Genomic DNA, 21,635 nt, shown 5'->3' on the forward strand with positions numbered 1-21,635 from the left:
ACCACCTACTTCTAAATTTCTTGTTAGTTCATGCCTTGGAACCAAGCAATTAAATGTTTACTGAAAGCTAAACCTACAATACTGACTCCAACTTTGATAATAATCATTTTTGCTTTTTGTGAGATCTCAATCATTGGAATCATATTTCCAAACCACCCGATCCCAATTATGGCAAGTCCAACAGCTCCACTTACATTAACGATCGTATCGAACACAGTGTTACCAGCTGTAGTCATGGAACTCTCAATATCTGCGAAAGCATATCCTGGAACCAACATATTTAAAATGAGAGCAACCCCAAAAGTAATCGTTACACACTTCATGAAGTTGTGAATTTTACTATTCTTACTGTTGAGTTGATTTGTGTTCAATTTTTTCATTTGTTTTGATCCCTTCTTCCTTAACATCTTTTTTCCCAACCTTTTTTAAGGCTCTTAATGCTTTCAAGATTGTTTGATTATTTTTGCTGATTATCTCCTGATGAAATTCATCTAATGCCTGATCATAGTCTTTGCCGCTTGCTTCCAACACTGTCATAGCAAGGGTCTTTGTTTCCTTTTGTTGTGCATTCAATGCCATATGATTCTTCCTTTCCAAAAAAAATAAACATCTAATATAGATGCTTACTTTAGGCCGCTAGGTACAACTTTTTTCCCGACCAGTCTAAGATCCTTCAAAAAGTCCATGGTTTCTCGATATTCTGTACTAGGTACTTTTTTTACCCAACACTTTTTGAATCCATATCCTCCCCATATAAATCCATTATTTTTTAGAGTTTCTCGAAAATCATATGCGCCATCAACGGCTACATAGTAATTTTGGTTGAAAAACATATGAGAAGGGGTAACAAGTTCTGTATTTATACTTTGCTCGAAACTATTTAGGATAGCTATTTCCTTGTTAGCTTGATCTTCTGTTTCAAAGACTCTGCCCCAATTTTGACTTCCTCCTAAAAAGGTAAAGTCTCTTCTGGAGAGTAACTTTCTAAACTTATAAGCATTTTTTACCAGAACTGCATTACGAATTTTTTCCTCACGATAATTATTTAAGAAACTTAATCCAAAATACTTTTCTATATTCATAAGATCCTTTGAATCTTTCGAATCATCTTGGATATCCTGTTCGTCGATATAGCCTAATTTCAGAGCGGTACAAAGTAGTTGATAATACCGATCATAAAAAGTTTTTTTATGTGCCGTTTCTCCAATATCCATTGCTTCAACATGATGCGTCAGCTCATGAATAGCTGTTAATAGGTTGGCACCAGGAGTTCGGCTCAAATTGTTAATTTCAATTCTTCGATTGTTTTGAAAGTACACTCCGTGCTTACTTTTATATTCTTTTGCAATAATTTTTAAGTTGAATGAATTATACTCTTGGTAATTATCGTAGGTGTTCATCAGAATTACGTTCAATTGTTGCTTAAGTAAATCTTCTTCTCTAGACATAGAAAACCTCCGAGCTAGACGTTCTGCGTTTTGTCCCAATTTTCCATATTTCATCAACGATTATTCGTGATCTGGGCTTTATAATGATATGACACTCATCTTCAATTGATTTTATGGAATTACTTCTAGCTTTATTTTGAACAGCTGGTAGATACTTACCTTCTGCCTCTTTTGTTTTGGATATTAAGTGCTCTTTCATTGATTTTAACTCCTTGTCTCACATATAAACTAAACGGTTCTTTTTCAGGATTTTTAATTCTAAAGGTAAATCTCCCTGTTTGATTGGGATCATTTTCCACCGGCTTACCTGATAAGTACTTCCGTCCGTTTTCTATCGGAATCAGATTTTGCTTGGAATCCGGCATAATAAGCATAATTTTTTCAATATCGAAAATGGACTCTTTTGTAATGACCCCATTTCCTAATAGCTCTTTATATTTTTTTACACTGATGATGACTTCTTTCAAATATCCATCAACAAAAACGAGTTTTACACTGTTGGAGTTTTTTATTACCTCTAAAAATAATTCTCTTTTTTCTTCTTCCATACATTTTCCATGCCTTCCATCAATTATTGTTTTCTTGTTGTTCTATAGCTCTTGACACTTGGTCAGAATGTTTTGCAACTACTAAAATTGCCATGATTGTTGCTCCGAGTATCCCACCGGATACGAAACAAGCCACACCTACAATCGTTGTTAACATAAGAATTCCCCCTTTCTCACAAAAAAAGACACCCTACTAAACGTTCTCTTTAGTAAAGTGTCTTTGTTGTTAATATTCTGTTAAAATAAATTGTCGCCTATCCTACAGTCTTAGCGACTAAGGGAGGTGTTAGGTATGCTAGATAAATTCTTTTGCCCCCTTCTTGTAGGAGTCATAGTGACTCTATTTGGTTACTGGTTGAATAACCGAAACGAGAAGTAAAACAGATAATGGCGACATCAGCCAAAAATAACCCCCTAGAGAATCCTACTTCTCTAGGGGGTTCGTGTTAGATATGCTATTCTTCTGCACTACTATAATACCATAATACTACGAACTTTCCAATCAACCTAGTTCCCAAATAATAGGAGTTCCGGATCAACAAGATTATCCTGTGATAGGCTGCTATCTTTGCATAATTCCAAATGAAGATGGCTACCTGTACTATTTCCTGTACTTCCCACATGACCGATCACTTGCCCTTGCGAAACATTTTCTCCAGCTTTCACTAGATATTGTTGTTGATGGGCGTATAGTGCAGTAGATCCATCTTCATGCTCAATAACCACGTAATTCCCCCAACTATAGTGGAACTCTGCTTTTAAGACTTTCCCTGCCCTTGTTGCATGGATCGGTTCACCTTGTGCAGCTGCCATATCTAAGCCACGATGAAATTCACCACCACGGTTTCCATAAGGGCTAGAGATCGTGTAGTTGCTTAGTGGCACTGTATAACTGCCGTTACTGATTGGTGCCCCTTGAATTTCCTTGTCATATTGCGCAAGGTTGTATGTCTCTATCAGACCGTTCAACTTTTTATTATACTGCGTATCTGTGGCATATCGTCCGGTAAGGAACTTCGTTGCTTCTTGATACGTCTTAGCATTCGATTTCAATGCTCCGGCGTAATAATTACTGTCTCCACTGATCCCCTCAGTTAACAGCATTGCGTAATCATTAAAGCAATCCTCGTAATTTTCATATACGCGAAATCCGCTTTGCGTCGTGTACAGGGTGCCATCTCCTAAATCTTCTTGTGTTGCCATTGATACTGATTTTCCATTGTGGGTTCCCTTAATTCCAAACAAATTATAATTTGGTGCTTTTGCCAAGCTGCTTGATCCCGACGCTGATTCTAAAATAGCCTGTGCCAGCATAACCGACGCATATAGATTCTTTTCTTTGCCGATTTTCCGTGCTGGCTCGCCCAACTTTTCAATGAAGCTTTCGACTGTTTCGTCTTTTTCAAAACTGATTGCACCGTCTTGTGCGCTCTCGCTGGCTTGTTCTCCTACTACTGACTCAGTCTGAGGTACTTCTTGTGGGCTTTCCTGTACTGGTTCTTGTACTTGTGCTGCTGGTGTATTTTGTTCCGATTCTTGTTGAGTTGGTTCTGATGTTTTCGGCTCCTCTGGTTGAGGTTTTTTCGGTTGTTCCTCACTACTTGATGGTGTAGTTTCTGTTGGTTTTGCAGAACTACTTGACGAACTAGAAGAATCACCGCTTGGTTTTGTGCTGCTCTCTGTTGGTTGTGTAGAGGATTCACTAGTGGCATCACTGCTACTTTCTGTCGTTAGATTTTCTACGTGATCATTTGTCTGTACCTGTTCTGTTTTTTTATCCTGTGGTTTCTCATCTGCTAAAACATTTACTGGTGTGACAGTAATTAACGCTTGCAACGATAGGAACAGTGCTGACACAATTCTTGAAAATTTCTTCACTGATTAATCCCTCTTTCCGTTTTTTTATATAGCTAACTGTAGTTTTCTGTGGCTTCTAGGTATAAAAGCTCTGATATATTCTTCCTGAAATCCGACTTGTATTTTCTTTCCACTAATAATGATTGGAACCTTCAGCATACTTGGTTTTTCAACAATTTTTTCTAATACCGCGTTCAAACTTAATTCATCTAACGCAACTCGATTGACGTTTCGCTTAAGAATATCGTCAAGACCATTGTCTGTTAAAATCAAAATTTCTTTCAATTGCTTTGTAGTGATTCCTTCTCTATTAAGCTTGATTTCCTTAAAAGAAATACCTTCCTCACTAAACCATCGAATAGCTTTTCTACAAGAAGCACTACTCATGTTGGTATACATGTTAATTTCCATTATTTCACCTCGTTTCTATCAACTATATTTCTTGGTTACTCGTTGTAAAAGAATCAGAATAAGTAAAAATCCTGATCCAATATATAAGGGATACTCGCTCACTATAGAAAAGCAATTTATTGCAATTTTTTCTAAAAATGAGTACGTTGGTTTATCCTGCTTGAATTGTTTTATACTCGCTTTGTCCGAATGATCTTTTTGTGTGTTTTGTTGCGGTGTCGCTTGTTCAGTTGCTCCTTCATTTTTCGATTTTTCAGTCATAACACCTAGCCCTAAGCCGACTTTCACGTCATTAGACGCTTCATCAGCTGGATAGCTTCGAACAAATTCTCCTTGTACAAGTGCCCGAGTTACCGTATTTAACCCACCCTCACATCGAAACAGCGTTATGATCGCTGAATCCTTTTTTGTGGGTTGTTCCAACAATTGACCACTATCTTGGTTCACTATGCCCTTTTTAGTCGCCGAGTATTCATAAACTGTCGAAAAATCTGTTGCATAGATCACATGGTGCAATTTTGTGTTTAATAATCCCCCTAATGCGCCTCCTCCCTCAACTAAGTTGTGGGCGAGCAACACATAGTTTCCTTTACCAAGCAGCTGATCGGGATAATACGTGCCGACAGCGACCATCAAGTTCTGATTAGACATACCAGCAAGAATTTTCGTTTGAATTTCGGCGCTAGGAATAAACAGGGAACCAATACCGGATCGGTTGACTAGCTCTTCGTAATGTAACTGTGCATCCGCATAGTCACTCGGTGTCACTGGCTTAATCTGTTTTGGATCAAAGTTTCCTTGGTCATTTTTACTTTTCGCCTGTTGCTGGCTTTGCTTTTTTGATTGGATTTGGTGTGTCATTTGTTTTGCATTGTCATCTGAACTTTGCAGCTGACGATAGCCAACAACACAGGCACTAGCAAACACCAGTCCGCAAATAAACCATAAAACAGGTGAAACTTTTATTAGTTTTCTCACAATGTCCTCCTCGAAAAACAATAGACACATAAAAAATATGAATTGATTTTTAACTTAGATACAGATAATAAATTTCACTCTATCTCCTCTAATAGTTTTTTTATACCTACTAATCATTTTTCTTTGTTTTTATATAACAAAGAAAAACATAAAGCACCCTATTATGGGCGCCTTACGTTTTTCCCTTCGCTCTTATAGCTGTTTTTTTCACTTAACTCTTCATTTTGGCTTAAAAGGTTCAGATATATTGACTTTATATCTGATGCCTGAGAAATAATCTCTTTTTGGGTAGTTGCTAATAATTCTTGTAATGCGATCCTTAAATTTTCTAACAATTCGATAAAATCTTTCTGAATTACACTTCCTTGTTCAACAATAATATAGTCAACTCCGTACTCACTGTGAAGAAAATCTTCAATCGGATTATCTGAATCACTTTCTATTAGATCAAATCGAATGGAACGATAGTCATGCTTATTCTCCATGACCTCTTTAAGATAGTCACTCCGTTTTTTTAAACGTATTAAGTATTCTTCCGCACACCCTATATATTTAAGATAAAGGTATAAGTATGCTTGAATATTTTTTTGATAAATTTCAGTTACTCTAGATAAATCAATTTTAGAAACTAAAGCTAAATTATTTTTCATTGCTTCAATTTCCATGAAATAGACTTCATAGGTTTTCACAGGTTCTGATGCTAACCACAAATCATTCAAAAATGCTTCATTTGTAGTTAAGGAGTAATCCAAAACTTGCATAAATAAGGTTCTTACTTGTTGACTATATATCTTTCGTTCTCTTAGTGTTCTAAGCATACTAAAAACTGATAACGTCCCTCCTATCACTGAGACTATTGCTAAAGTACCTGCCATGAAAGATATCCCTTCGTCAAATAAGCTCATAATTAACCGCCCTCCATTTATTGTTTTATATTTTAACAATAAAGAGGGCAGAATTGAATGGTGTTAAAATCTATTTTTCTTGACCTTCTTTTCTGTTTTTAAACAGAAAAATAGCCCCTGCTACAAGTGCAAGCGCTGCGATCCATACATATGGATTTGTTAGCATTCCAGCTGTTTGAGGTAAGACACCTTTGGTTGTTGTTGGTGGTGTGCTTTTACTTTCTGGTGTGGTTACGATTTTCTTACCTGTTACCGTTTGTTTTTCATTCTTCAAATCAAAGTGACGAACATATTCCTCTTTGTGTTCTTCATCATTATAAGCAACGTGAGTTACAACTAATTTTTCGCCATCTTTTAATTTGTGTTTCTTAGCAACATATTCGAAAGATACGTCGAATTCTTCTTTACCTGCTTTTACTTCGCGTGTTTCAAAAACTTGTTCAATCACTGTATCTTTGCCGTCTTTGTCGATTGAGTGTAAGTCATGCACCCAATGTTTTAATTTTCCGATTTCAGTTTCAGGGAAATCTTGACTGACTTTATCAGTAAATTTTGTGTCTTTATCAACATCAAAGTCTTTCTTTCCATCTATTGTGGCAAATAGTGTTTCAGTTTTGGGTTCATTAGGCATTACTGGGCGTACTGTTTGATCTTCATTGGTCAAATCTTCATGATCCGCAACCTCTTGTTCACCTTGATTAAGTTTTTCAGTCCACACATAGCTTGTATTTTCATCATTTTTTGAAGTATCAATCAAAGTCTCCACTACTAATTCCATATTTTCCTTGTCAGCAACGAAGTCTTTTTCAGTTTCATATACAACTTTTGCATTTTTATAATCTTTGTCTTGAATTTCCCAAAGTTTAATTTCTTTCAGTGTATAGCTTGCCCCTACTTCTAAGTCTTTTAAACTGATCTTATCGTGCATTGGAGTTTTTTCGTTGAGCGTATAAGTTTTTTCTCCGTTTACTGTTGCCATAGTGCCAATTTGAGGGGCTTTCACAAGTTTATTTGTAAAGAATAGTTTACTTAGTGAAATCACGTTTGATCCTTCGTTGATTTTTGATTCAGGAACAGTCAACGTTTTGATTGGCTCCTTTTGATCTTTTTCAGTGATCGTCCAAACATATTCACGAGTTTCTTTGTTGAAACTACTTTCGACTTTTAGAGGATTAATCGTTTTGTAGCCTTCGGGTGCTTTAACTTCGGTTAACCAATAATCACCAAACGGAACATCATTAAATGACCAGTAACCGTCATATCCATTTTCATCAGTGATTGTTTCAACAATGCGTTCTTCACCTTTAGTCGGATCAATCGGTGTCAATTTGAATTCTAGTCCGTTATAACCAGTCTTTGTATCTCCTGACTTGGAATCTACATACTTGAATCCATCTAAGTCGAATTTGATTACATTTTCTTTTGATGTTGTCTTAGCTTCAATGACTTTAGTATCCTGATCTTTGTAAGTAATTGAGAATTTGTGTTTGGTATTATCAATCTGATAGCCCTCTGGCGCAACTAACTCTTGCCAATAGTAATTTCCTAAAGCTAAGTGATCAACACCGGCTTGTTGCTCTTTATCAGAAATTTCAAATTTCATTTCGTCGCCATCAATTTTATTACCTTTTGAAACGACAGGTTTATAATTGTCACTTTCCTTAACTGGCGTATCATCTTCATGGAATAATCCGTAAACTGCACCATCAAAAGTAGCTTTACCTTGTGTTTCTGAACCAGTTTCAGCGTCTTCTTTGGTTAATAATGTATTTCCGGTAACTTCTTGGTTTGTTCCTTTTGCATTTTCAATTACGACTGCGATTGTTTGATTCTTATACGTAATATCAATTTTTTTAGGCTCAAAGGTATTAGCAAAACCATTTCCGGCTTGGCTTTCAACCAGATAGTACACCCCTAAATCTAAATTAGGAGTAGATTTTCCAAACCCTTTGGCGTCGGTCTTAAAGGTTTCGACAATTGGACCATCTACTTTGTCTTTACGTACTTCGAAAGTAGTTTGATCTAATGTATAGTTACCATTCCACATATCTTTATTTGATTCTTTACCTGATTTTTCAACAGTAATTTGACCTTTAGCTTGTTTATTTTTCTTGGTTAAAGTAATGGTTTTTCCTGCTTCGACAATGCCCTCAACTTGATCTGATTCTCCAATAGCAGAACCTAGAACATAAGGAGCCGGAGCAAATACTTCTTTTGCAATTACTCGGACACCATGAGGTACGTTTTTAACTGTAGCTTTACCGTTCGAATTTGTGGTAACTGTCTGTGTTGATAAATCTTTTCTATCTGGGAAAGAAACCTCAAACTTAAAATTAGGTAAAGCTTTTCCTGAATCCTTATCAAGCTTCATGATTTCTACGTCACCTGTTGTTTGAATCTTAAAACTTACTTGGAATGCATTAGGATCAGAAATAGAAGGTAAATAAACCGTCTGTGAACCAGCCTTTTGCATTGCAATTGGCGTTCCCTGCATAAATGAACGTAAATATGCGATACGACCTTCTTCTACATTGGGATCAGTTGGTGTGACTTGAACTGATTTTCCGTCAGCTGCAACATTCCAATTTACCTTTGCCGTATTCCCCACAAGTTCATCAAATGAGTTTAGATTAACACTCGAGTTCAGGGTTTTAGTTTCACCATACTTTAAATTGACAGTTGTACTATCAAATTCCGGTAACCTTTTGTATTCAGAAATACCATTTAACAACGTTTGTCTGCGTGTAGCGAAATCAGGAATTCCTGAAATCGAGTCAACTTTGATACCATATTGAGGTAACATTTCCCATATTACTGCTTGAGTTGTTATCCGATCAGCATTTGTCCAATTGTCTCCAAATGCATAGAACGTGTTCCAAACAACAGAAGCAATTTGAGCATCTTGGGGCAAATCTTGAATTGCTACTGCTTCATAATCTGGGTTATTTGTACTATTGAAAGGTACACCCGGCTCGATACAAAATACGACTTTTTGAGCACTACCATCATCGGGAGAAACGGCCATTGCAGCAGTCGAGTCACTCCACGGCACACCATGTTTTGTCCCATACATTGTATAAATATTACCAGTATCATAATAGATATTTCCTGTTTCACCGGGCTTCATTTGTAACTCGTCACTTGCAGCACTCGCACTCTGACTAGAAACACTCATACTTAGAATCATTGCTGCCATTCCAAGAACAACAAATAAAAATCTCGGCTTTTTAATTTTCTTTATTATGCGTTTCATTTGATTCTTCCTTTCTTTTTTGAAATAAAAAAAAGACGAAACTTATAAAATTTCGTCTGCCAACATAACAAATAACCTTGAACATTCCCCCTCCTTTTCTTAAATATGATTTACCCTCCTTTCGTTATTTGTGGTATTTATACTTTGTATCTTAAAAATAAGGCACAAAAAAACACTCGAGAATTTAGTTCTCAAGTGTTTTTTCAAGTCTTAATTTTGAATTGGGCTTACTCCACTCGTACTAACAGAAACACCTTCCATTAACAACTTTTTAGTGTACTCTGTCAATGCGGCTTGAGCTGCTTCTTTTGTTGCAAATCTGTGAGTACCTAAAGTCACATTATGCTTTGAAAATTCTGGCTTAGCAGCAGTATACCAATATGAATACTCTATTTGTGGTGCCGGAGTTGTTCCTCCTCCGTTATTCCCTTGGGTAATACCGTACCAAGCGATTCCCTCATTTTTCCACCCTGCACGCAATAGGTTTTGTTGCTCATTGTTATTCACTGTATAGTTGTGCGAACCAGCTTTAGCATTCGGGTTGTAAGCACGATACAGCGGAACAGCTTTACTCTTATCAGAATACCAACCCACACCTTCATAACGCCAACCTACACTTACCAAGTGATTCTTTTCGAATAGGTGAAGTGTATAATGATGGTCACCCGCGTTTGGGTTATACAATCGATATACAGGATCGCCACTAGTTGGCGCATACCAACCAATACCTTCATAGCGCCAACCAGCGCCTTGAACTTTATTCTTTTCTGTCAGGTTTGCAGTGTAAAAATGTTCCCCACTATTCGGATTATACAATCTATACATATCCGCTGCTTCTGCTTCTGTGGAGCTTGCCAACGCAAGACCGCTAAAACCTAATAAAACACCTAAACCAACTACTAACTTACCTAAAAATCTCTTTTTCATCTTCTCTCTCCTTATCATTTTTTTCTAAGAAACTATCTTTCAATCTCTTTATTTAATTTATCTTGGACAAATTGGGATAAATTTAGTTTCGTTTTCTTTAACCAAAAATCTTGATATTGAGGAATGGTAATCGATTTGACAATTTTCTTTTCTCCGAACTTTTCAACCACTGTCTTCATACTCGTTCCAATTAAAGTAATAAATTGGTTTGCTTCTTTCGTCTTTTCAAGCTCGGAAACCTCATCTTCATCAAATACAGGAAATTCTTCGTCTTCCTCATACATATCAAACAATGTAAACTCTAACGAACTTTTAGCAATCTCGATTGCTTCTTCCAATGACTCTGCACTGCCATGAATATTCATATCACTAAAAGGATAATCCACATAAAAATCATTTTCCGCTAGTTTAGTGATACGCATAGCATAAATAAAATTTTGATTTTTCACTAAGTAGTTCCTCCTAACTCTCACTTTTGAAACAGTGAGGTCATTTTTTTAGACCTAACTGTTTCAAAAGCTTCTGTTCAGTACCTATTGGCAAGTCACGGTTTGCATGAACAGCAATGGTTTCTTTCCTACCGGTCACACTATGTCGCAATCGATGATGAGACCCATTTTGCCGGATCACTACCCAACCATTCTTTTTTGCCAATCGCAAAAGGTCTTTGCCAGTGAGTGGCATTAAGTAACCCCCTTTACACTACTCAGTGTATCATGATTATATATATATTTCAATATAATACTTATATTTAAATATAAGCGCGTGCAACTTAGATTAATCTAAACCAATAACATGGATCACCGGTACGTCCTGTAATGACTGTCTCTGATATGCCGTTATCTGTGTAATTGCAATGAATGATCTTACTATTACTAGTTGCTACACCCGTATGTCCGGCTGATCCACCAGAGTTCCCTTTTTTACCTGAAATGAAAATATCTCCACTGCGTACATCTTTACTAGAAATAGCTTTGAACAGTTTACCTTCATAAGAAAATAGTGTTTCTGTATTTCCAATCCAAGTTCCTGTATTCAAATATCCAGCTTCAATTAACGCGTAGAAAACGGCACTTGAACAATCATAAGAGTTCGGACCATTTCGATTGGTCATTGAATACGTGACTTTTCCTTGTCTCGCATAGAACCAATCAACCATAATCTCTTGGCGACTCTTAGTACCTAATGTATACCAAGAAATACCTTCATTTCTCCAACCTGCTTTGAGTAGATTGTTTCGTTCATTTACATTCATTGTATAGTGGTGTGAGCCTGCACCTCTTGCATTCGGATTGAATACCCGATACATGGCGACTCCACTAGTTGGTGTTAGCCAAGCGACACCTTCGTAACGCCAACCAGCACGTTTCAACATATTGATTTCGTTATTATCTAATATAAAGTGGTGTTCTCCGGAGTTCGGGTTATAAATTCTAAATAGTTGTCTACCAGTATTTGAAACAACCATACTGACGCCCTCATAACGCCACCCCAAACGAACTAAATAGTCTTTTTCATAGGAGTTCATTGTATGAAGATGTTCTCCCGAATTAGGATTATAAACCCGAAAAATTGAAATTTTAACAACAGCTGCTGCTTTAGGTTCTGCTTTTACAGATGCTTGAGGAGTAGTCGCTTGTGTAGCGGTTTTATTCTCTGCATTACTACTATTAGAAGTTGGTTTTTCATCAATTTTTGGAAATTCCACTGTTTTACTAGTATCAACAGTGGGTTCAGTCGTTTCCGTAGTATTCGTTTCTTGGTCTGAGGATTCCTCATTCTTAGATTCAGACTCACTAGGCTCTGTCGTTTCGGTTTTGTTTTCTTCTGTAGAACCTTCGTGATCCTCCTTGGATTCAGCAGATTCTGATTGCTCAGTTCCACTTGTTCCTGATTGATCTTCTGATTCAGTTGAATTTAAATCCGCTTCGGCATCTTCATTCGTATTTGGATCTGTTGTGCTTTCGGCAGGGTCTTGTGAGGGATCTATCTGATTTGAATTCGTATCGACCGTATTTGTTCCTTCTATTGGTACTTGTTCTTTAGGAGCATGCACAACCTGATCCGTTGAAACTTCATCCGCATAAGCAGAATGTTGATCCGTTGAAAATGCAGCTCCACCCAACAATCCTAAAAAAACAATGGGGGCTACTACCCATGATTTTTTCCTTTTGTACATTTTAAACCGTTTCTTCTCCATTTTTACCTCCAATTAAACAATAAAATATTTTTAACCTAATTTCAGTTCTTCTTGATTATTTTTGAGAAGAACTGAAATATTACTCTTGCTGGAAACACTATTCCAAGACATCGTAATTTCTCAAAAATCACACATCGAGATAAGAAGAAAATAAGAGTGACTATTTCTATGTGCTTACTTTCACAATATAAACACATTTTACCACTTAACTATAACTTATTGTCGCAATCAGTCGATTTTTCTAACACCAATAAAGCAAAAAATCGTTTTTATTTACCTTTATTGCCTTCATTCATTATTTTCGAAATACTCTCTTGATTGTGTACTCGTTTTTAATCATTTGCTCGAATACCTGACCAGGATAAACTCTTTTTTTAGTTTCCTTTTTTATTTGTTCCATCAACCATTCAAATTGTTCGAATGCTTCATCTGATAAAGATACTTTTATTCGTTTCTTCTTTGTTGGCATTTGGTGTCCCCCCAACCTCTAATAGGTGTCCCCACTCTTAATAGAAGTATCGCTGTACTTTGTAGTCTAATCTTGACTCCTTTATTGAAATAGCTTCATGGATATACTGATATTTTGTAAAGTGTTTCTCTACTTTTCTTAACGCTTCATACACACTTCCAGCTGACACACGTGTCTTTGCGATCGTTTTCCAGCCGTTTTCTACGTCTTTTAGTTCTTTTGTCTCAATGAGGAATAGGCTCATCTTCGTTCCCACCTTACTATTCAATTACCTGACAACCGATTTAAGCATACAATTAACTTTAAGTGAAATGACAAGAATTAAAAGGTGATTGTCACGAGTGGTTATTTATCCACCCTGTTAGGAGCTTCTTCCAATGGCTGCATATGATCGAATATCAGTTTCACTTGACGATCGTTGAATCCTCTCTCCTTCAAATATTTTCCAATCACGCCAGCTGCTTGATCACTCATTTCTGGGAATTGTTGTTCGCCAGCACTTACAGGATAGCTATTATTCTGTAAGTAATCGTTTTGACTTAGAACTCTTTCTAGTTTTTCGTTTTGAATTTCTAACTGTTCAATGTTCTGACGTGTTTCAATATTTAGAAAATACGTCTCGACATTCATTGATAGAGAAATAATACATAAAACAAACGTTACTTTGTAAACGCCTTTTAGTTCTTCCCAACAAAAAAATAGTATGACTAAACATACCAACATCATGATCACAATTGCCGCCAATCCACCCCAATAACTTAGCATTTGCTGCTCCTCCTTGTGACTTCTCTTTTTTCGCACAATTGAAAATAATAAAATCGACTAGTTTATGGCAACCGAAACTAGAAACCCTATTAGACTAGGATACTTGTGAGTCGTGACTCGCAAGTGTCTAAATGTAATGCAGCACACGACATAATTAGTGTCGTTAGCACTAACTATGCGATTCCTCCATTACGAGGAATCCACCTATCCTTTACGAATAAGCGTCCGTCAAAACCACGCTCCCTTAATTAGCTGCTCTGATCAAGCGTGGTGCTATGGATTGTTTCAAAAAGTTAACTACTTGATTGTTTACCGACAACTTTTCTTGCTGCCGTTCATTCCATCAGTTTCTACAAAGCCAGTTTGCTTGAATGATCAATTTTTTACGGTATCACTCTTAAAAAGTACCCACGTTCCCATAAAATCTCATTTGCCGAATTTACATTCTAAAATTCATTTTAGTAAAACGTTGACACTTTAAAGCCTTTTGATTGCTTCCGCTGATTCCATCGAGCGTTTGACTTCATTCACAATATTTTCAAGCGTGCGAAAAAAGAGAAGTTTGCTATTAAAATAATTAAAGTTAACCTAATTTAAGAAATTTACTCATCCCTTTACCGGTAATCAAAAGCGGCTGATTCGGATTATTTCTACGTGCAATTAAAACTTTGTTGAAATCATAAACGTGCCGTATTCTCTTATATAAATTTTTTAAGGGAACCGGATCACACAATACTTCATTTGCTTTGCCATCAACGAAATACAGTTGGATTTTCTGCGCAAATAATCCTTTTACTCGATACTCTTTCACACCAGTTTTAAAGATTGGTGATCCGGTTGAATCTCTTCTAACAAGAATTTTTTCGTAAACAGTGATCTTATCAGCGTAATAGCCAATATCTTCTATCCCGATTCTTCTACCCAAAGCTGTTTCCCCCTCACATTGATACCTTATGATCCTGACAGCGGATTTCTAAAATAGTCAGAATTAAACACTAAAAGCTGTTTAACAGGTCGTTTTTTGTAGCAGCAGGAAGCCAGCAAACGCATAAAACACAAAAAAGGGAGCGCACACTAAACGTGTACGCTCCCTACTACAAGTTACATTCCACCTGCAAAACAATCATACCAAACCTCTATTCGTTACCTTCTGAATTGTTAGAAAGCGTGAATACAAAGTTTGTTTTAACACATTTCCGAACCAAGAAATATGGTTTAAAGAACCATTGAAAATGTGGTATGATAGTCCCGTTGCAGGTAAAACTGTAACAGGGTAGGAGTACCTCGTCTAGTCCTTGTAGACGACACCGTGAGTATCCCTGACCTACTGATTGGATTGCCGTCCTTTCGGTAGATAGAGAAAGCGGTGTGCTGCTCTTACTTTTTATGCTCTTGTGGGCTTCACGCCACTACAAAAACAAAATTACAATAAAACTTCACCTGTTCTATAACCATTCTAAAAATGAAATGGTTTCAACAAAACAAGACTAGCACAACCTTCCAATTTTTGGAAGGTTTTTTTTGTGCCAAAGATAACCAAGTTTAACACTTAGTTATTTTAATACGGTTATTAATACAGATATTTCTTAATTGTCGAGAAAATAGTCAGCGTTAACAAAATGAGAACAGTTCTTTTAAAAATTAGAAATTAGCTTTTTATTTCAAAAATGTTGACTGTCATTTGAATAATTATGCTGAGTAGATTTTCGAAACCTCATTGATATACAAAAAGTCCTATCTGAATCTATTTGAAGTTGCCACCGAAAACAACCACATTCACCAAGAGAGGTGAATATTAAATGGTATCTCCTTCTTTCTCACTAAGACGAAAACAGCTCTTAGAACCTGTAATCTAATAATCTAGTTGCAACTAGATTATCAAAAAATGAAAGCAACGTCGTTTTCTATAATCAAATTATATCAGAACTCACACAAAAAGCAAACACATGTTCGTATAATTTTTATACCATTTAGGGCGGGAAAACGACCGTTCACGGTGATTTTAAAAATAATAGAAAAAAACTTTCGCTATATTGTTTTATTCGAGGTACCTAGGGTTCAACTAAAATTAATATTCAATCTTTTCGTTGCCGAATCACAAAGTTTCGCCCTGTACGGTTGAACTCTTTATCTGCTTCTTTTAACCCCTTCTCACTTTTACTAGCTTCAGGCGTTCTTTTCTCAATTTGCTTGTTCGGAAGTTTATTCTTAATTTCTCCATTTTCGATAACTTCCTGTGCATATCGGGTTTTCTTATACCCTTTATCCGTCTTTTTATAAAACCAATTTGTTGGTCTTCGTCTAGTGTTCATTACTCGCTGCTTCTGTGAAGCATTTTCGATGATTCGTTGCACCAAAACATAATGTCTTTCTTTTCTACCGTCTTTCGTGTGTAAAACAATCGGAACGATATCTCCTTTAGAAATTTCCCCATTGATCTTTTCTGTAGATCTAAACCTCATTTCCTTCTCTGTCCTTATGAATTTCTTATTAACTAATTCGACAACAATTCCTGTGTATACTACCTTTTCAACTGCCGATAATATCTTAGGCTCAATACCTTTTCCACCTGACTTTATTACCGGATTATCAGCAAATATTTTTGTCAATATCCCTGTATAAGCGGCTTCTTCTTCAGGAGTACTATCGTCAATTATTTCGAGGATATAAACAAGCTGTCCGTCTGAAGAAAAAGCCAACATTCCGGGTTCCAAAGTCCCTGATAGTTTTTGAGTATCTATTCTAAAATAATACTCCTTCTCGCCTAACTTCCTCACCGCTTCGTTGATTTTCCTATCTTCAAGAAATGCGTGTACAGTTCTTGCTAACACTAGAATCACTTCCTCACAAAATAATTTTTTAATCACATATGTTCTTAGAATTTTTATACCATTCAGGGTGGGGAAACGCTCGTTCATGATATTTCTGAAATGAACTTATGAATCTAGGTATTTTTCTCAGTGTAGACCAAAGTTTACTTTCAGATTTCTAAAACTATCTTTTTCATAATCAAAATAAAACTATTTATTATTTCAATTACTGTTAATCAACTCATCAATCCTACACTTCTCATTAATTAGCTCTAAGAAACAATTTGTAGACCAAACGAACATTAATCCCTTTAGATTTTTTACTGTCTCTGTCTTTTGCGTCATAAACACATTTTTAATTGTCCTAGTAATTCTTACATCAGCGTCAAGTACTGCGTAATTATTATCGATATTTAGCATTTCGTACCGTAGGGTTTCGTGAAGTTGTTTTTCAGCATTAGCTTTAGCATTATGAACAGCCTTCATTAACTCATAAGCTTCATCAAACGAATTAGAGTATATTTGAATACATAAGAGTGCTTGGTACGGGAGAAAAGATTTGCTGAGTGCGATCATGTCATTAGCAAAATCTTTGAGCAATAAATCATCTTGTTTTGAAAGGTTTCGCGAGTATCTTTTAGTTTCTTCTTGTTTCTTTAGGTTTTGATCTATAGTCTGATATAGATTGTGTGTCCTTTCGACACTTTCGGGAGAATGCTGTTGTGACAAGGGTTTCTCCGAAGATGTCTTTTCGACACTTTGGGAATTTTCGTTGATTTCATGCGGTTTCCCCGAAGATGTCTTTTCGACACTTTCAGAAGATTCGCTGCTGCTAGCCCTTTTATCGGTAAAAACATCTGTTGCAGTTAAATCTAGCTGACCTAAGTAGAGTCGCGCTGGAACTCCTTTTTTTGTACCATCAGGCATTGTTTTAGGTGGCATTCTTTTTGATAGCAATAAACCGAATGAAGCGAGTTCTTTTTTTATTGCTGCCACTTTTTTGTTGCCTACATGCAAAAGTTCCATCAATTCCTCAGTGGTGAAAATGAAATAGATATTCCCGTTCTTATCTACCCAATTGTTTTGTAGCGAGTATTCACATCGATCCTTTAACATGGCATATGCTATTTTAGAATCGTTTGACATTTTAATATATTTTTTACTCTCAAAAAGCACTTTAGGCAGCTGGTAAAAAAGTGCTTTGTAAGTCTCATTTGCTGAAATAAATTTAAAGTCTGTCATAAAAAACCTCTCATCGTGTTTTAAGCTAGACCATCTCGAAATTGTTTAAGCGGAAATCTTCTAGTTGCTCGTCAGTTTCAATGGCTTCTAACTGCTCTTTTATTTGGTTTAAATCATATTCGTGAACTTTTAGTAAAGGCTCATATTTGCTAAAGACAAGTTCCTCGAACTGATCTAATGCAGTTGTTCCAAAAGACCGCGTTCCGTTGTCAAATTCTCTTACAAAGCTTAGGGTTAACCCTACAGCTTTTGACAGTTCTGGTCTGCTGATATAGTATTCTTTTATTAATAGTTTTAAGATATAGCGATCATATTCATTTCTAAATTCTTTTGTTTCTGCTTCCACACAAGAACCTCCCTATAATGTTGTTACATTCAACAACATGACTCTTTGAATCGAGTTTATCACTTCCTTTCTCCAAATACAACAACTTTTATCCGCAGTGGAGCGACGAATTAATCGCTCAGGAAAAGCATTGTTTAGCGATTTACGGCTATTACTAATAAAATAGTATTACTAATAAAATACCAATACATTACTATTAGTATTTTATTACCTTTCTACAGGTAATAGATTGAATTGCTTTTAATCTGCAATTGTTGTTGCAATCAACTACGGTGTATGATACTTTATAGTCATAGATGATATTGTTGATAAAATACTTTTGGTAATTAGAAAGTAATATAATGTATGACTAACAAGGAGGAACGTAGTATGGCTCTAAAACTCAGTGTTTCAGCGAATAAAGGTGGCGTTGGAAAAACATTAATTTCACTAAACTTAATTGGTGCAATCAGGAAGTCTTTTCCTAGTGCTAAAATACTAGCCGTAGACACAGACGCGCAAGGAAACTTAACAAAGTCTTTTAAGGTCAAAGTTGCTAAGGATCAGAATACTATTTATGATGTATTCATGGGTCAAGCGAGTGTAAAAGAAGCGATTGTACCCACGTATGACACACAAATTGATGTACTACCGGCGAATGCAGATAATAATTTTTTAGAGTTCGATAAAATGGAAGAATTTAGAGATAACATTCTTGAATGGTTTGTTTCATTGATCAAGAAATTCAAGGATAATTTAAAAGCAATATCCAGTGTAAATGGATTAAAGAAGCTGCTTAACAAAGCCATTGATCCAAGTGCAAACTATTTCAATGCTTTAGATGGTTGTTTTGATGGCATTGAGGATCAATACGATTTCATAGTTTTTGATACTCCGCCTGAATTAAAACAGGTTACTTCATCCGTTCTTACTATTTCTGATGTTGTGATTATTCCTTATGAGCCAGATATTAATGGAGTGGATGGTGTAGTCCATCTAATCTCTCGTGTGAATACTCTTAAAGAGAAATTCAATCCTGATCTAAGAATCGGTGGTGTTCTAGGAAATAAAGTCTATAACACTAATGTTCATGCGAAGATGATCAACGCAATGATGAAATACACGAATAGAAATGGGTACCACTACTTTGATACTGAGATTCCTCGATCAATTAAATTTGCTGACAAACTTATCCGAAGTGGAATGCCAATAACTATGAGTTTGCCGGATAATCCTTTTGCTCAACATTTTTACAAGCTGCTTGATGAAATGAACCGTTTTGGTCTATTATCTCCAGACGGAAATGCACTTGATATTCCTCATAACCTATATAAAGAAAGTGAGGTCGAAGAATAATGCCTAGAGGAAATAAAAAGAAACCCTCAGCGGATTTCCATACGGCTTTTGATGATGAACTAGAAGAAATTGAGACACCTAAAGATTCATTAGAGTTTGATAGCGAGTCCCTAAGTGAAACTGATCATCAGCCGGATAATTCTATTCAAAGTAATATAGAAGAATTTACTCCTACACCATCCCAAGCAAATAAATTCGGTCTTGCTCCAGTAAGCGAAAATGATTCAGTTGAAAGTATCAACAAGACGTACAAACTAAACGAGTATACCGTCAGAAAATTGGATAGTCTGATTCATAAGGATAGTAAGAACACGAAAAAAATTTCAGGAACTAAAGGCTTTTTGTCAGATTTCATGGATAATGCAATTTGGCAGCACTTCTACCAGTTAGGATTAATTGACGAAGATGAAGCCAACCAACACATAAAGGACTATAGCAAGTATCCTATCAATATTGAAAACTTTAAAAATATGAAAAAATAGTTATACGACTAAAAGTAATATATTATATTGCTTTTAGTCGTATTTTTTATTGCTAACGACAATGTAATTCACCTTTTACGTATTAGTATTAAATTACTAATACTGTACCAATATATTATGATACGTCATATATTACTAATTTAATATAAATTCAATAGTAATGTATTGCATTATTATTATATGACTACAGTATTACTAAATGCTGGCGAACGAGAACGATCAATAGATTTAATATTGATCAAAGAAAAAAGGAACTATTCTTTTTCTTCTGTTTAATAAATGATAAAAAAAGAAGCGAGATTTATATTACTATTAATCATGCAATACTAAGTTATTAGCCATATAATAGCAATACAATATGTTACTATTATATGACTAAGGTGGGATCTAAGGAACTAGAAGGAACTAAAAGAATCTAAAATATTAGTTCTGTCTTTACAATAATTTATAATGGTATATCTTATACTAGGCTTCCTGATAAATAGAGATTAAAAAATCGCATAAGAGATATACTTTAAACTAATAGCATTTCGATAATCTTAGCAGAGAAAAAAAGCAGCGTTACCATTAAGGGTAGCAGCTGCCATCTTTATTGATCATTCTATCTAATTTGCTTTATCGCTGCTTCTTTCGACTCCGTACTTTAAACGATAGCGTCTAAATGTTTCTCTGTTAATTCCGGTTTTTCTCTCTACATCTTTGTCGCTCAGACCATCTTTATAAAATTTGAAAGCCAGCTCTAAACGCTCATCAGGAGTAGGGAATAGGGGCTTTCGCCCTTTATATTTCCCTTCACGCTTAGCAATAGCAATCCCTTGTTTTTGCCGTTCTAGTATACGCATACGTTCGCTTTCAGCTTGATATTTGTATATCTCAATAATCAAGTTATTAATGAGGTTACGAAGGTTTTCGTCTTCGATACCTTGTGTCGTGGGTAAGTTTAAAATTTCTAATGTCGCTTTCTTGCTTTGAATTTGATACATCAGATCGGTAAGCTCTTTACTATTTCTTCCAAGACGTTCTAATTCAGTAACGACGACAATATCCCCTTCACGAATATAATCAAGCATTTGAAGTAGGGCAGGGCGGTTTGTATTTTTTCCACTCAGCTTATCAGAAAAAATTTTACTACAAGATTTTTTTAAAGCTTCCAGCTGTCGATCTAAATTTTGATCGCCGCTGCTGACTCGTGCATAACCAATTCTAGCCAAAATTCCAACTCCTTTTTGAGCAGTTCTATTGTGGTTCCATGAATTCCAGTATACCAAAGAGGACCAAAAACACAATAGAGGGTACCCTATTGTGCTTTTTTGTAGGAGTGTATAGCTATTCGTGATAAGTGAAAAGAACAAAATCCTATTAGGTCCATTTTTTTATTCGTGTAAAAGACTTAAAACAGCTATAAAACGCTCATATTTGCGTTTCATAGCTGTTTTATGCTTAATTAAGCGCCCTTTTTTTCCGACGCTTTGTGGGTATTAACGTTCTTTTGTCTCATTTGCCACTTTTTATGACGTTGGTAAGATGTCCAATTTGTTTTTATCATAGCGCCAAAACAGGAGACTCCAATCAAACCATAAATCAGCTGTTTCCGATCTGTAGCCCCTAGGGCTAATAAAACAAATAGTCCAGTTGCTAAAAGATAAAATGTTGTGCGAA

26 protein-coding genes are annotated in these 21,635 nt (G+C 35.9%); 3 read left to right on the top strand and 23 right to left on the bottom strand.

Annotation, left to right across the window (positions count from 1 at the left end; translation table 11 throughout):
* Positions 1 to 23 precede the first annotated feature (23 nt).
* From FFR60_RS19700 to FFR60_RS19720, 5 genes are all read right to left on the bottom strand, one after another.
* Positions 24 to 380, bottom strand: a complete 357-nt coding sequence (locus tag FFR60_RS19700) for a hypothetical protein (RefSeq protein ID WP_171004986.1) — start codon at positions 378 to 380, stop codon at positions 24 to 26.
* Positions 346 to 579: a hypothetical protein gene (locus FFR60_RS19705; protein WP_137665484.1), complete on the bottom strand. Its 234-nt coding sequence runs from the start codon at positions 577 to 579 to the stop codon at positions 346 to 348. Before FFR60_RS19705 ends, FFR60_RS19700 begins: the two co-directional genes overlap by 35 nt.
* A 44-nt stretch (positions 580 to 623) precedes the next feature.
* Complete coding sequence (locus FFR60_RS19710; protein ID WP_137665485.1) at positions 624 to 1,448, bottom strand: hypothetical protein; 825 nt, start codon at positions 1,446 to 1,448, stop codon at positions 624 to 626.
* A gap of 155 nt (positions 1,449 to 1,603) precedes the next feature.
* Complete coding sequence (locus tag FFR60_RS19715) at positions 1,604 to 1,996, bottom strand: hypothetical protein (RefSeq protein WP_137665486.1); 393 nt, start codon at positions 1,994 to 1,996, stop codon at positions 1,604 to 1,606.
* Between the two features lie 19 nt (positions 1,997 to 2,015).
* Positions 2,016 to 2,153 carry a hypothetical protein gene (locus FFR60_RS19720; RefSeq protein ID WP_171004987.1) on the bottom strand — a complete coding sequence of 46 codons (138 nt, stop codon included), beginning with the start codon at positions 2,151 to 2,153 and terminating at the stop codon, positions 2,016 to 2,018.
* Positions 2,154 to 2,288: 135 nt separating this feature from the next.
* Here FFR60_RS19720 and FFR60_RS19725 point away from each other — a divergent pair, with 135 nt between their 5' ends.
* Positions 2,289 to 2,375 carry a type I toxin-antitoxin system Fst family toxin gene (locus FFR60_RS19725; RefSeq protein WP_137665506.1) on the top strand — a complete coding sequence of 29 codons (87 nt, stop codon included), beginning with the start codon at positions 2,289 to 2,291 and terminating at the stop codon, positions 2,373 to 2,375.
* A 128-nt stretch (positions 2,376 to 2,503) separates the two neighbouring features.
* On the opposite strand, the gene FFR60_RS19730 is transcribed toward FFR60_RS19725, so the two are convergent.
* From FFR60_RS19730 to FFR60_RS19805, 16 genes are all read right to left on the bottom strand, one after another.
* Positions 2,504 to 3,874, bottom strand: coding sequence for a glucosaminidase domain-containing protein (locus FFR60_RS19730; protein WP_137665487.1), 1,371 nt, complete (start codon positions 3,872 to 3,874; stop codon positions 2,504 to 2,506).
* A gap of 24 nt (positions 3,875 to 3,898) precedes the next feature.
* A complete protein-coding gene (locus tag FFR60_RS19735) occupies positions 3,899 to 4,264 on the bottom strand; it encodes a Spx/MgsR family RNA polymerase-binding regulatory protein (protein ID WP_137665488.1) in 366 nt (121 codons plus the stop codon).
* An 18-nt stretch (positions 4,265 to 4,282) separates the two neighbouring features.
* Positions 4,283 to 5,242, bottom strand: coding sequence for a class A sortase (locus tag FFR60_RS19740; RefSeq protein ID WP_137665489.1), 960 nt, complete (start codon positions 5,240 to 5,242; stop codon positions 4,283 to 4,285).
* 161 nt (positions 5,243 to 5,403) lie between these two features.
* Positions 5,404 to 6,147, bottom strand: a complete 744-nt coding sequence (locus tag FFR60_RS19745) for a hypothetical protein (RefSeq protein ID WP_137665490.1) — start codon at positions 6,145 to 6,147, stop codon at positions 5,404 to 5,406.
* A gap of 70 nt (positions 6,148 to 6,217) precedes the next feature.
* Complete coding sequence (locus tag FFR60_RS19750; protein ID WP_137665491.1) at positions 6,218 to 9,400, bottom strand: SpaA isopeptide-forming pilin-related protein; 3,183 nt, start codon at positions 9,398 to 9,400, stop codon at positions 6,218 to 6,220.
* A 210-nt stretch (positions 9,401 to 9,610) separates the two neighbouring features.
* Positions 9,611 to 10,327 (bottom strand): hypothetical protein, encoded by a 717-nt coding sequence (locus tag FFR60_RS23135; RefSeq protein WP_307723326.1) that lies wholly within the window; start codon positions 10,325 to 10,327, stop codon positions 9,611 to 9,613.
* A 32-nt stretch (positions 10,328 to 10,359) separates the two neighbouring features.
* Positions 10,360 to 10,776, bottom strand: coding sequence for a type II toxin-antitoxin system HicB family antitoxin (locus FFR60_RS19760; RefSeq protein WP_137665492.1), 417 nt, complete (start codon positions 10,774 to 10,776; stop codon positions 10,360 to 10,362).
* A gap of 40 nt (positions 10,777 to 10,816) precedes the next feature.
* A complete protein-coding gene (locus FFR60_RS19765; protein ID WP_137665493.1) occupies positions 10,817 to 11,011 on the bottom strand; it encodes a type II toxin-antitoxin system HicA family toxin in 195 nt (64 codons plus the stop codon).
* A gap of 88 nt (positions 11,012 to 11,099) precedes the next feature.
* Entirely contained in the window at positions 11,100 to 12,527 is a 1,428-nt protein-coding gene (locus tag FFR60_RS19770; RefSeq protein ID WP_137665494.1) for a peptidoglycan amidohydrolase family protein, read from the bottom strand.
* A gap of 295 nt (positions 12,528 to 12,822) precedes the next feature.
* Positions 12,823 to 12,996, bottom strand: coding sequence for an addiction module toxin RelE (locus tag FFR60_RS19775; RefSeq protein ID WP_137665495.1), 174 nt, complete (start codon positions 12,994 to 12,996; stop codon positions 12,823 to 12,825).
* Between the two features lie 37 nt (positions 12,997 to 13,033).
* Positions 13,034 to 13,240, bottom strand: coding sequence for a hypothetical protein (locus tag FFR60_RS19780; protein WP_137665496.1), 207 nt, complete (start codon positions 13,238 to 13,240; stop codon positions 13,034 to 13,036).
* A gap of 101 nt (positions 13,241 to 13,341) precedes the next feature.
* Complete coding sequence (locus tag FFR60_RS19785; protein ID WP_137665497.1) at positions 13,342 to 13,761, bottom strand: hypothetical protein; 420 nt, start codon at positions 13,759 to 13,761, stop codon at positions 13,342 to 13,344.
* 583 nt (positions 13,762 to 14,344) lie between these two features.
* A complete protein-coding gene (gene traE, locus FFR60_RS19790) occupies positions 14,345 to 14,686 on the bottom strand; it encodes a type IV conjugative transfer system protein TraE (protein WP_137665498.1) in 342 nt (113 codons plus the stop codon).
* Positions 14,687 to 15,836: 1,150 nt separating this feature from the next.
* Positions 15,837 to 16,592 carry a hypothetical protein gene (locus FFR60_RS19795; protein ID WP_137665499.1) on the bottom strand — a complete coding sequence of 252 codons (756 nt, stop codon included), beginning with the start codon at positions 16,590 to 16,592 and terminating at the stop codon, positions 15,837 to 15,839.
* Between the two features lie 201 nt (positions 16,593 to 16,793).
* The gene (locus tag FFR60_RS19800) at positions 16,794 to 17,813 is read right to left on the bottom strand and encodes a replication initiator protein A (protein ID WP_137665500.1); all 1,020 of its coding nucleotides are present in this window, start codon (positions 17,811 to 17,813) and stop codon (positions 16,794 to 16,796) included.
* 25 nt (positions 17,814 to 17,838) lie between these two features.
* Entirely contained in the window at positions 17,839 to 18,159 is a 321-nt protein-coding gene (locus FFR60_RS19805) for an XRE family transcriptional regulator (RefSeq protein ID WP_137665501.1), read from the bottom strand.
* A gap of 369 nt (positions 18,160 to 18,528) precedes the next feature.
* Between FFR60_RS19805 and FFR60_RS19810 the strand changes: the two genes are divergently transcribed.
* Together FFR60_RS19810 and FFR60_RS19815 are read left to right on the top strand one after the other, a co-directional pair.
* Positions 18,529 to 19,494 carry a ParA family protein gene (locus FFR60_RS19810; protein WP_137665502.1) on the top strand — a complete coding sequence of 322 codons (966 nt, stop codon included), beginning with the start codon at positions 18,529 to 18,531 and terminating at the stop codon, positions 19,492 to 19,494.
* Positions 19,494 to 19,976 carry a hypothetical protein gene (locus FFR60_RS19815; RefSeq protein WP_137665503.1) on the top strand — a complete coding sequence of 161 codons (483 nt, stop codon included), beginning with the start codon at positions 19,494 to 19,496 and terminating at the stop codon, positions 19,974 to 19,976. Before FFR60_RS19810 ends, FFR60_RS19815 begins: the two co-directional genes overlap by 1 nt.
* 605 nt (positions 19,977 to 20,581) lie before the next feature.
* Here FFR60_RS19815 and FFR60_RS19820 read toward each other — a convergent pair.
* Together FFR60_RS19820 and FFR60_RS22845 are read right to left on the bottom strand one after the other, a co-directional pair.
* Positions 20,582 to 21,187 (bottom strand): recombinase family protein, encoded by a 606-nt coding sequence (locus FFR60_RS19820; RefSeq protein ID WP_137665504.1) that lies wholly within the window; start codon positions 21,185 to 21,187, stop codon positions 20,582 to 20,584.
* A gap of 233 nt (positions 21,188 to 21,420) precedes the next feature.
* Positions 21,421 to 21,635 (bottom strand): hypothetical protein (locus FFR60_RS22845; protein ID WP_212741912.1); only part of this gene is annotated, 215 nt, incomplete at its 5' end.

Origin of the sequence: Enterococcus hulanensis, from assembly GCF_005405485.1 — a bacterium.
Lineage (GTDB): Bacteria > Bacillota > Bacilli > Lactobacillales > Enterococcaceae > Enterococcus_A > Enterococcus_A hulanensis.

What these genes read in the sequence shown, in the direction of transcription:
- FFR60_RS23135 (WP_307723326.1), bottom strand. Translation starts at nt 10,327, where the DNA reads ATGAAAAAGAGATTTTTAGGTAAGTTAGTAGTTGGTTTAGGTGTTTTA.
- FFR60_RS19700 (WP_171004986.1), bottom strand. Translation starts at nt 380, where the DNA reads ATGAAAAAATTGAACACAAATCAACTCAACAGTAAGAATAGTAAAATT.
- FFR60_RS19800 (WP_137665500.1), bottom strand. Translation starts at nt 17,813, where the DNA reads ATGACAGACTTTAAATTTATTTCAGCAAATGAGACTTACAAAGCACTT.
- FFR60_RS19725 (WP_137665506.1), top strand. Translation starts at nt 2,289, where the DNA reads ATGCTAGATAAATTCTTTTGCCCCCTTCTTGTAGGAGTCATAGTGACT.
- FFR60_RS19815 (WP_137665503.1), top strand. Translation starts at nt 19,494, where the DNA reads ATGCCTAGAGGAAATAAAAAGAAACCCTCAGCGGATTTCCATACGGCT.
- FFR60_RS19735 (WP_137665488.1), bottom strand. Translation starts at nt 4,264, where the DNA reads ATGGAAATTAACATGTATACCAACATGAGTAGTGCTTCTTGTAGAAAA.
- FFR60_RS19785 (WP_137665497.1), bottom strand. Translation starts at nt 13,761, where the DNA reads ATGCTAAGTTATTGGGGTGGATTGGCGGCAATTGTGATCATGATGTTG.
- FFR60_RS19720 (WP_171004987.1), bottom strand. Translation starts at nt 2,153, where the DNA reads ATGTTAACAACGATTGTAGGTGTGGCTTGTTTCGTATCCGGTGGGATA.
- FFR60_RS19765 (WP_137665493.1), bottom strand. Translation starts at nt 11,011, where the DNA reads ATGCCACTCACTGGCAAAGACCTTTTGCGATTGGCAAAAAAGAATGGT.
- FFR60_RS19745 (WP_137665490.1), bottom strand. Translation starts at nt 6,147, where the DNA reads ATGAGCTTATTTGACGAAGGGATATCTTTCATGGCAGGTACTTTAGCA.
- FFR60_RS19770 (WP_137665494.1), bottom strand. Translation starts at nt 12,527, where the DNA reads ATGGAGAAGAAACGGTTTAAAATGTACAAAAGGAAAAAATCATGGGTA.
- FFR60_RS19775 (WP_137665495.1), bottom strand. Translation starts at nt 12,996, where the DNA reads ATGCCAACAAAGAAGAAACGAATAAAAGTATCTTTATCAGATGAAGCA.
- FFR60_RS19750 (WP_137665491.1), bottom strand. Translation starts at nt 9,400, where the DNA reads ATGAAACGCATAATAAAGAAAATTAAAAAGCCGAGATTTTTATTTGTT.
- FFR60_RS19710 (WP_137665485.1), bottom strand. Translation starts at nt 1,448, where the DNA reads ATGTCTAGAGAAGAAGATTTACTTAAGCAACAATTGAACGTAATTCTG.
- FFR60_RS19780 (WP_137665496.1), bottom strand. Translation starts at nt 13,240, where the DNA reads ATGAGCCTATTCCTCATTGAGACAAAAGAACTAAAAGACGTAGAAAAC.
- FFR60_RS19715 (WP_137665486.1), bottom strand. Translation starts at nt 1,996, where the DNA reads ATGGAAGAAGAAAAAAGAGAATTATTTTTAGAGGTAATAAAAAACTCC.
- FFR60_RS19705 (WP_137665484.1), bottom strand. Translation starts at nt 579, where the DNA reads ATGGCATTGAATGCACAACAAAAGGAAACAAAGACCCTTGCTATGACA.
- FFR60_RS19810 (WP_137665502.1), top strand. Translation starts at nt 18,529, where the DNA reads ATGGCTCTAAAACTCAGTGTTTCAGCGAATAAAGGTGGCGTTGGAAAA.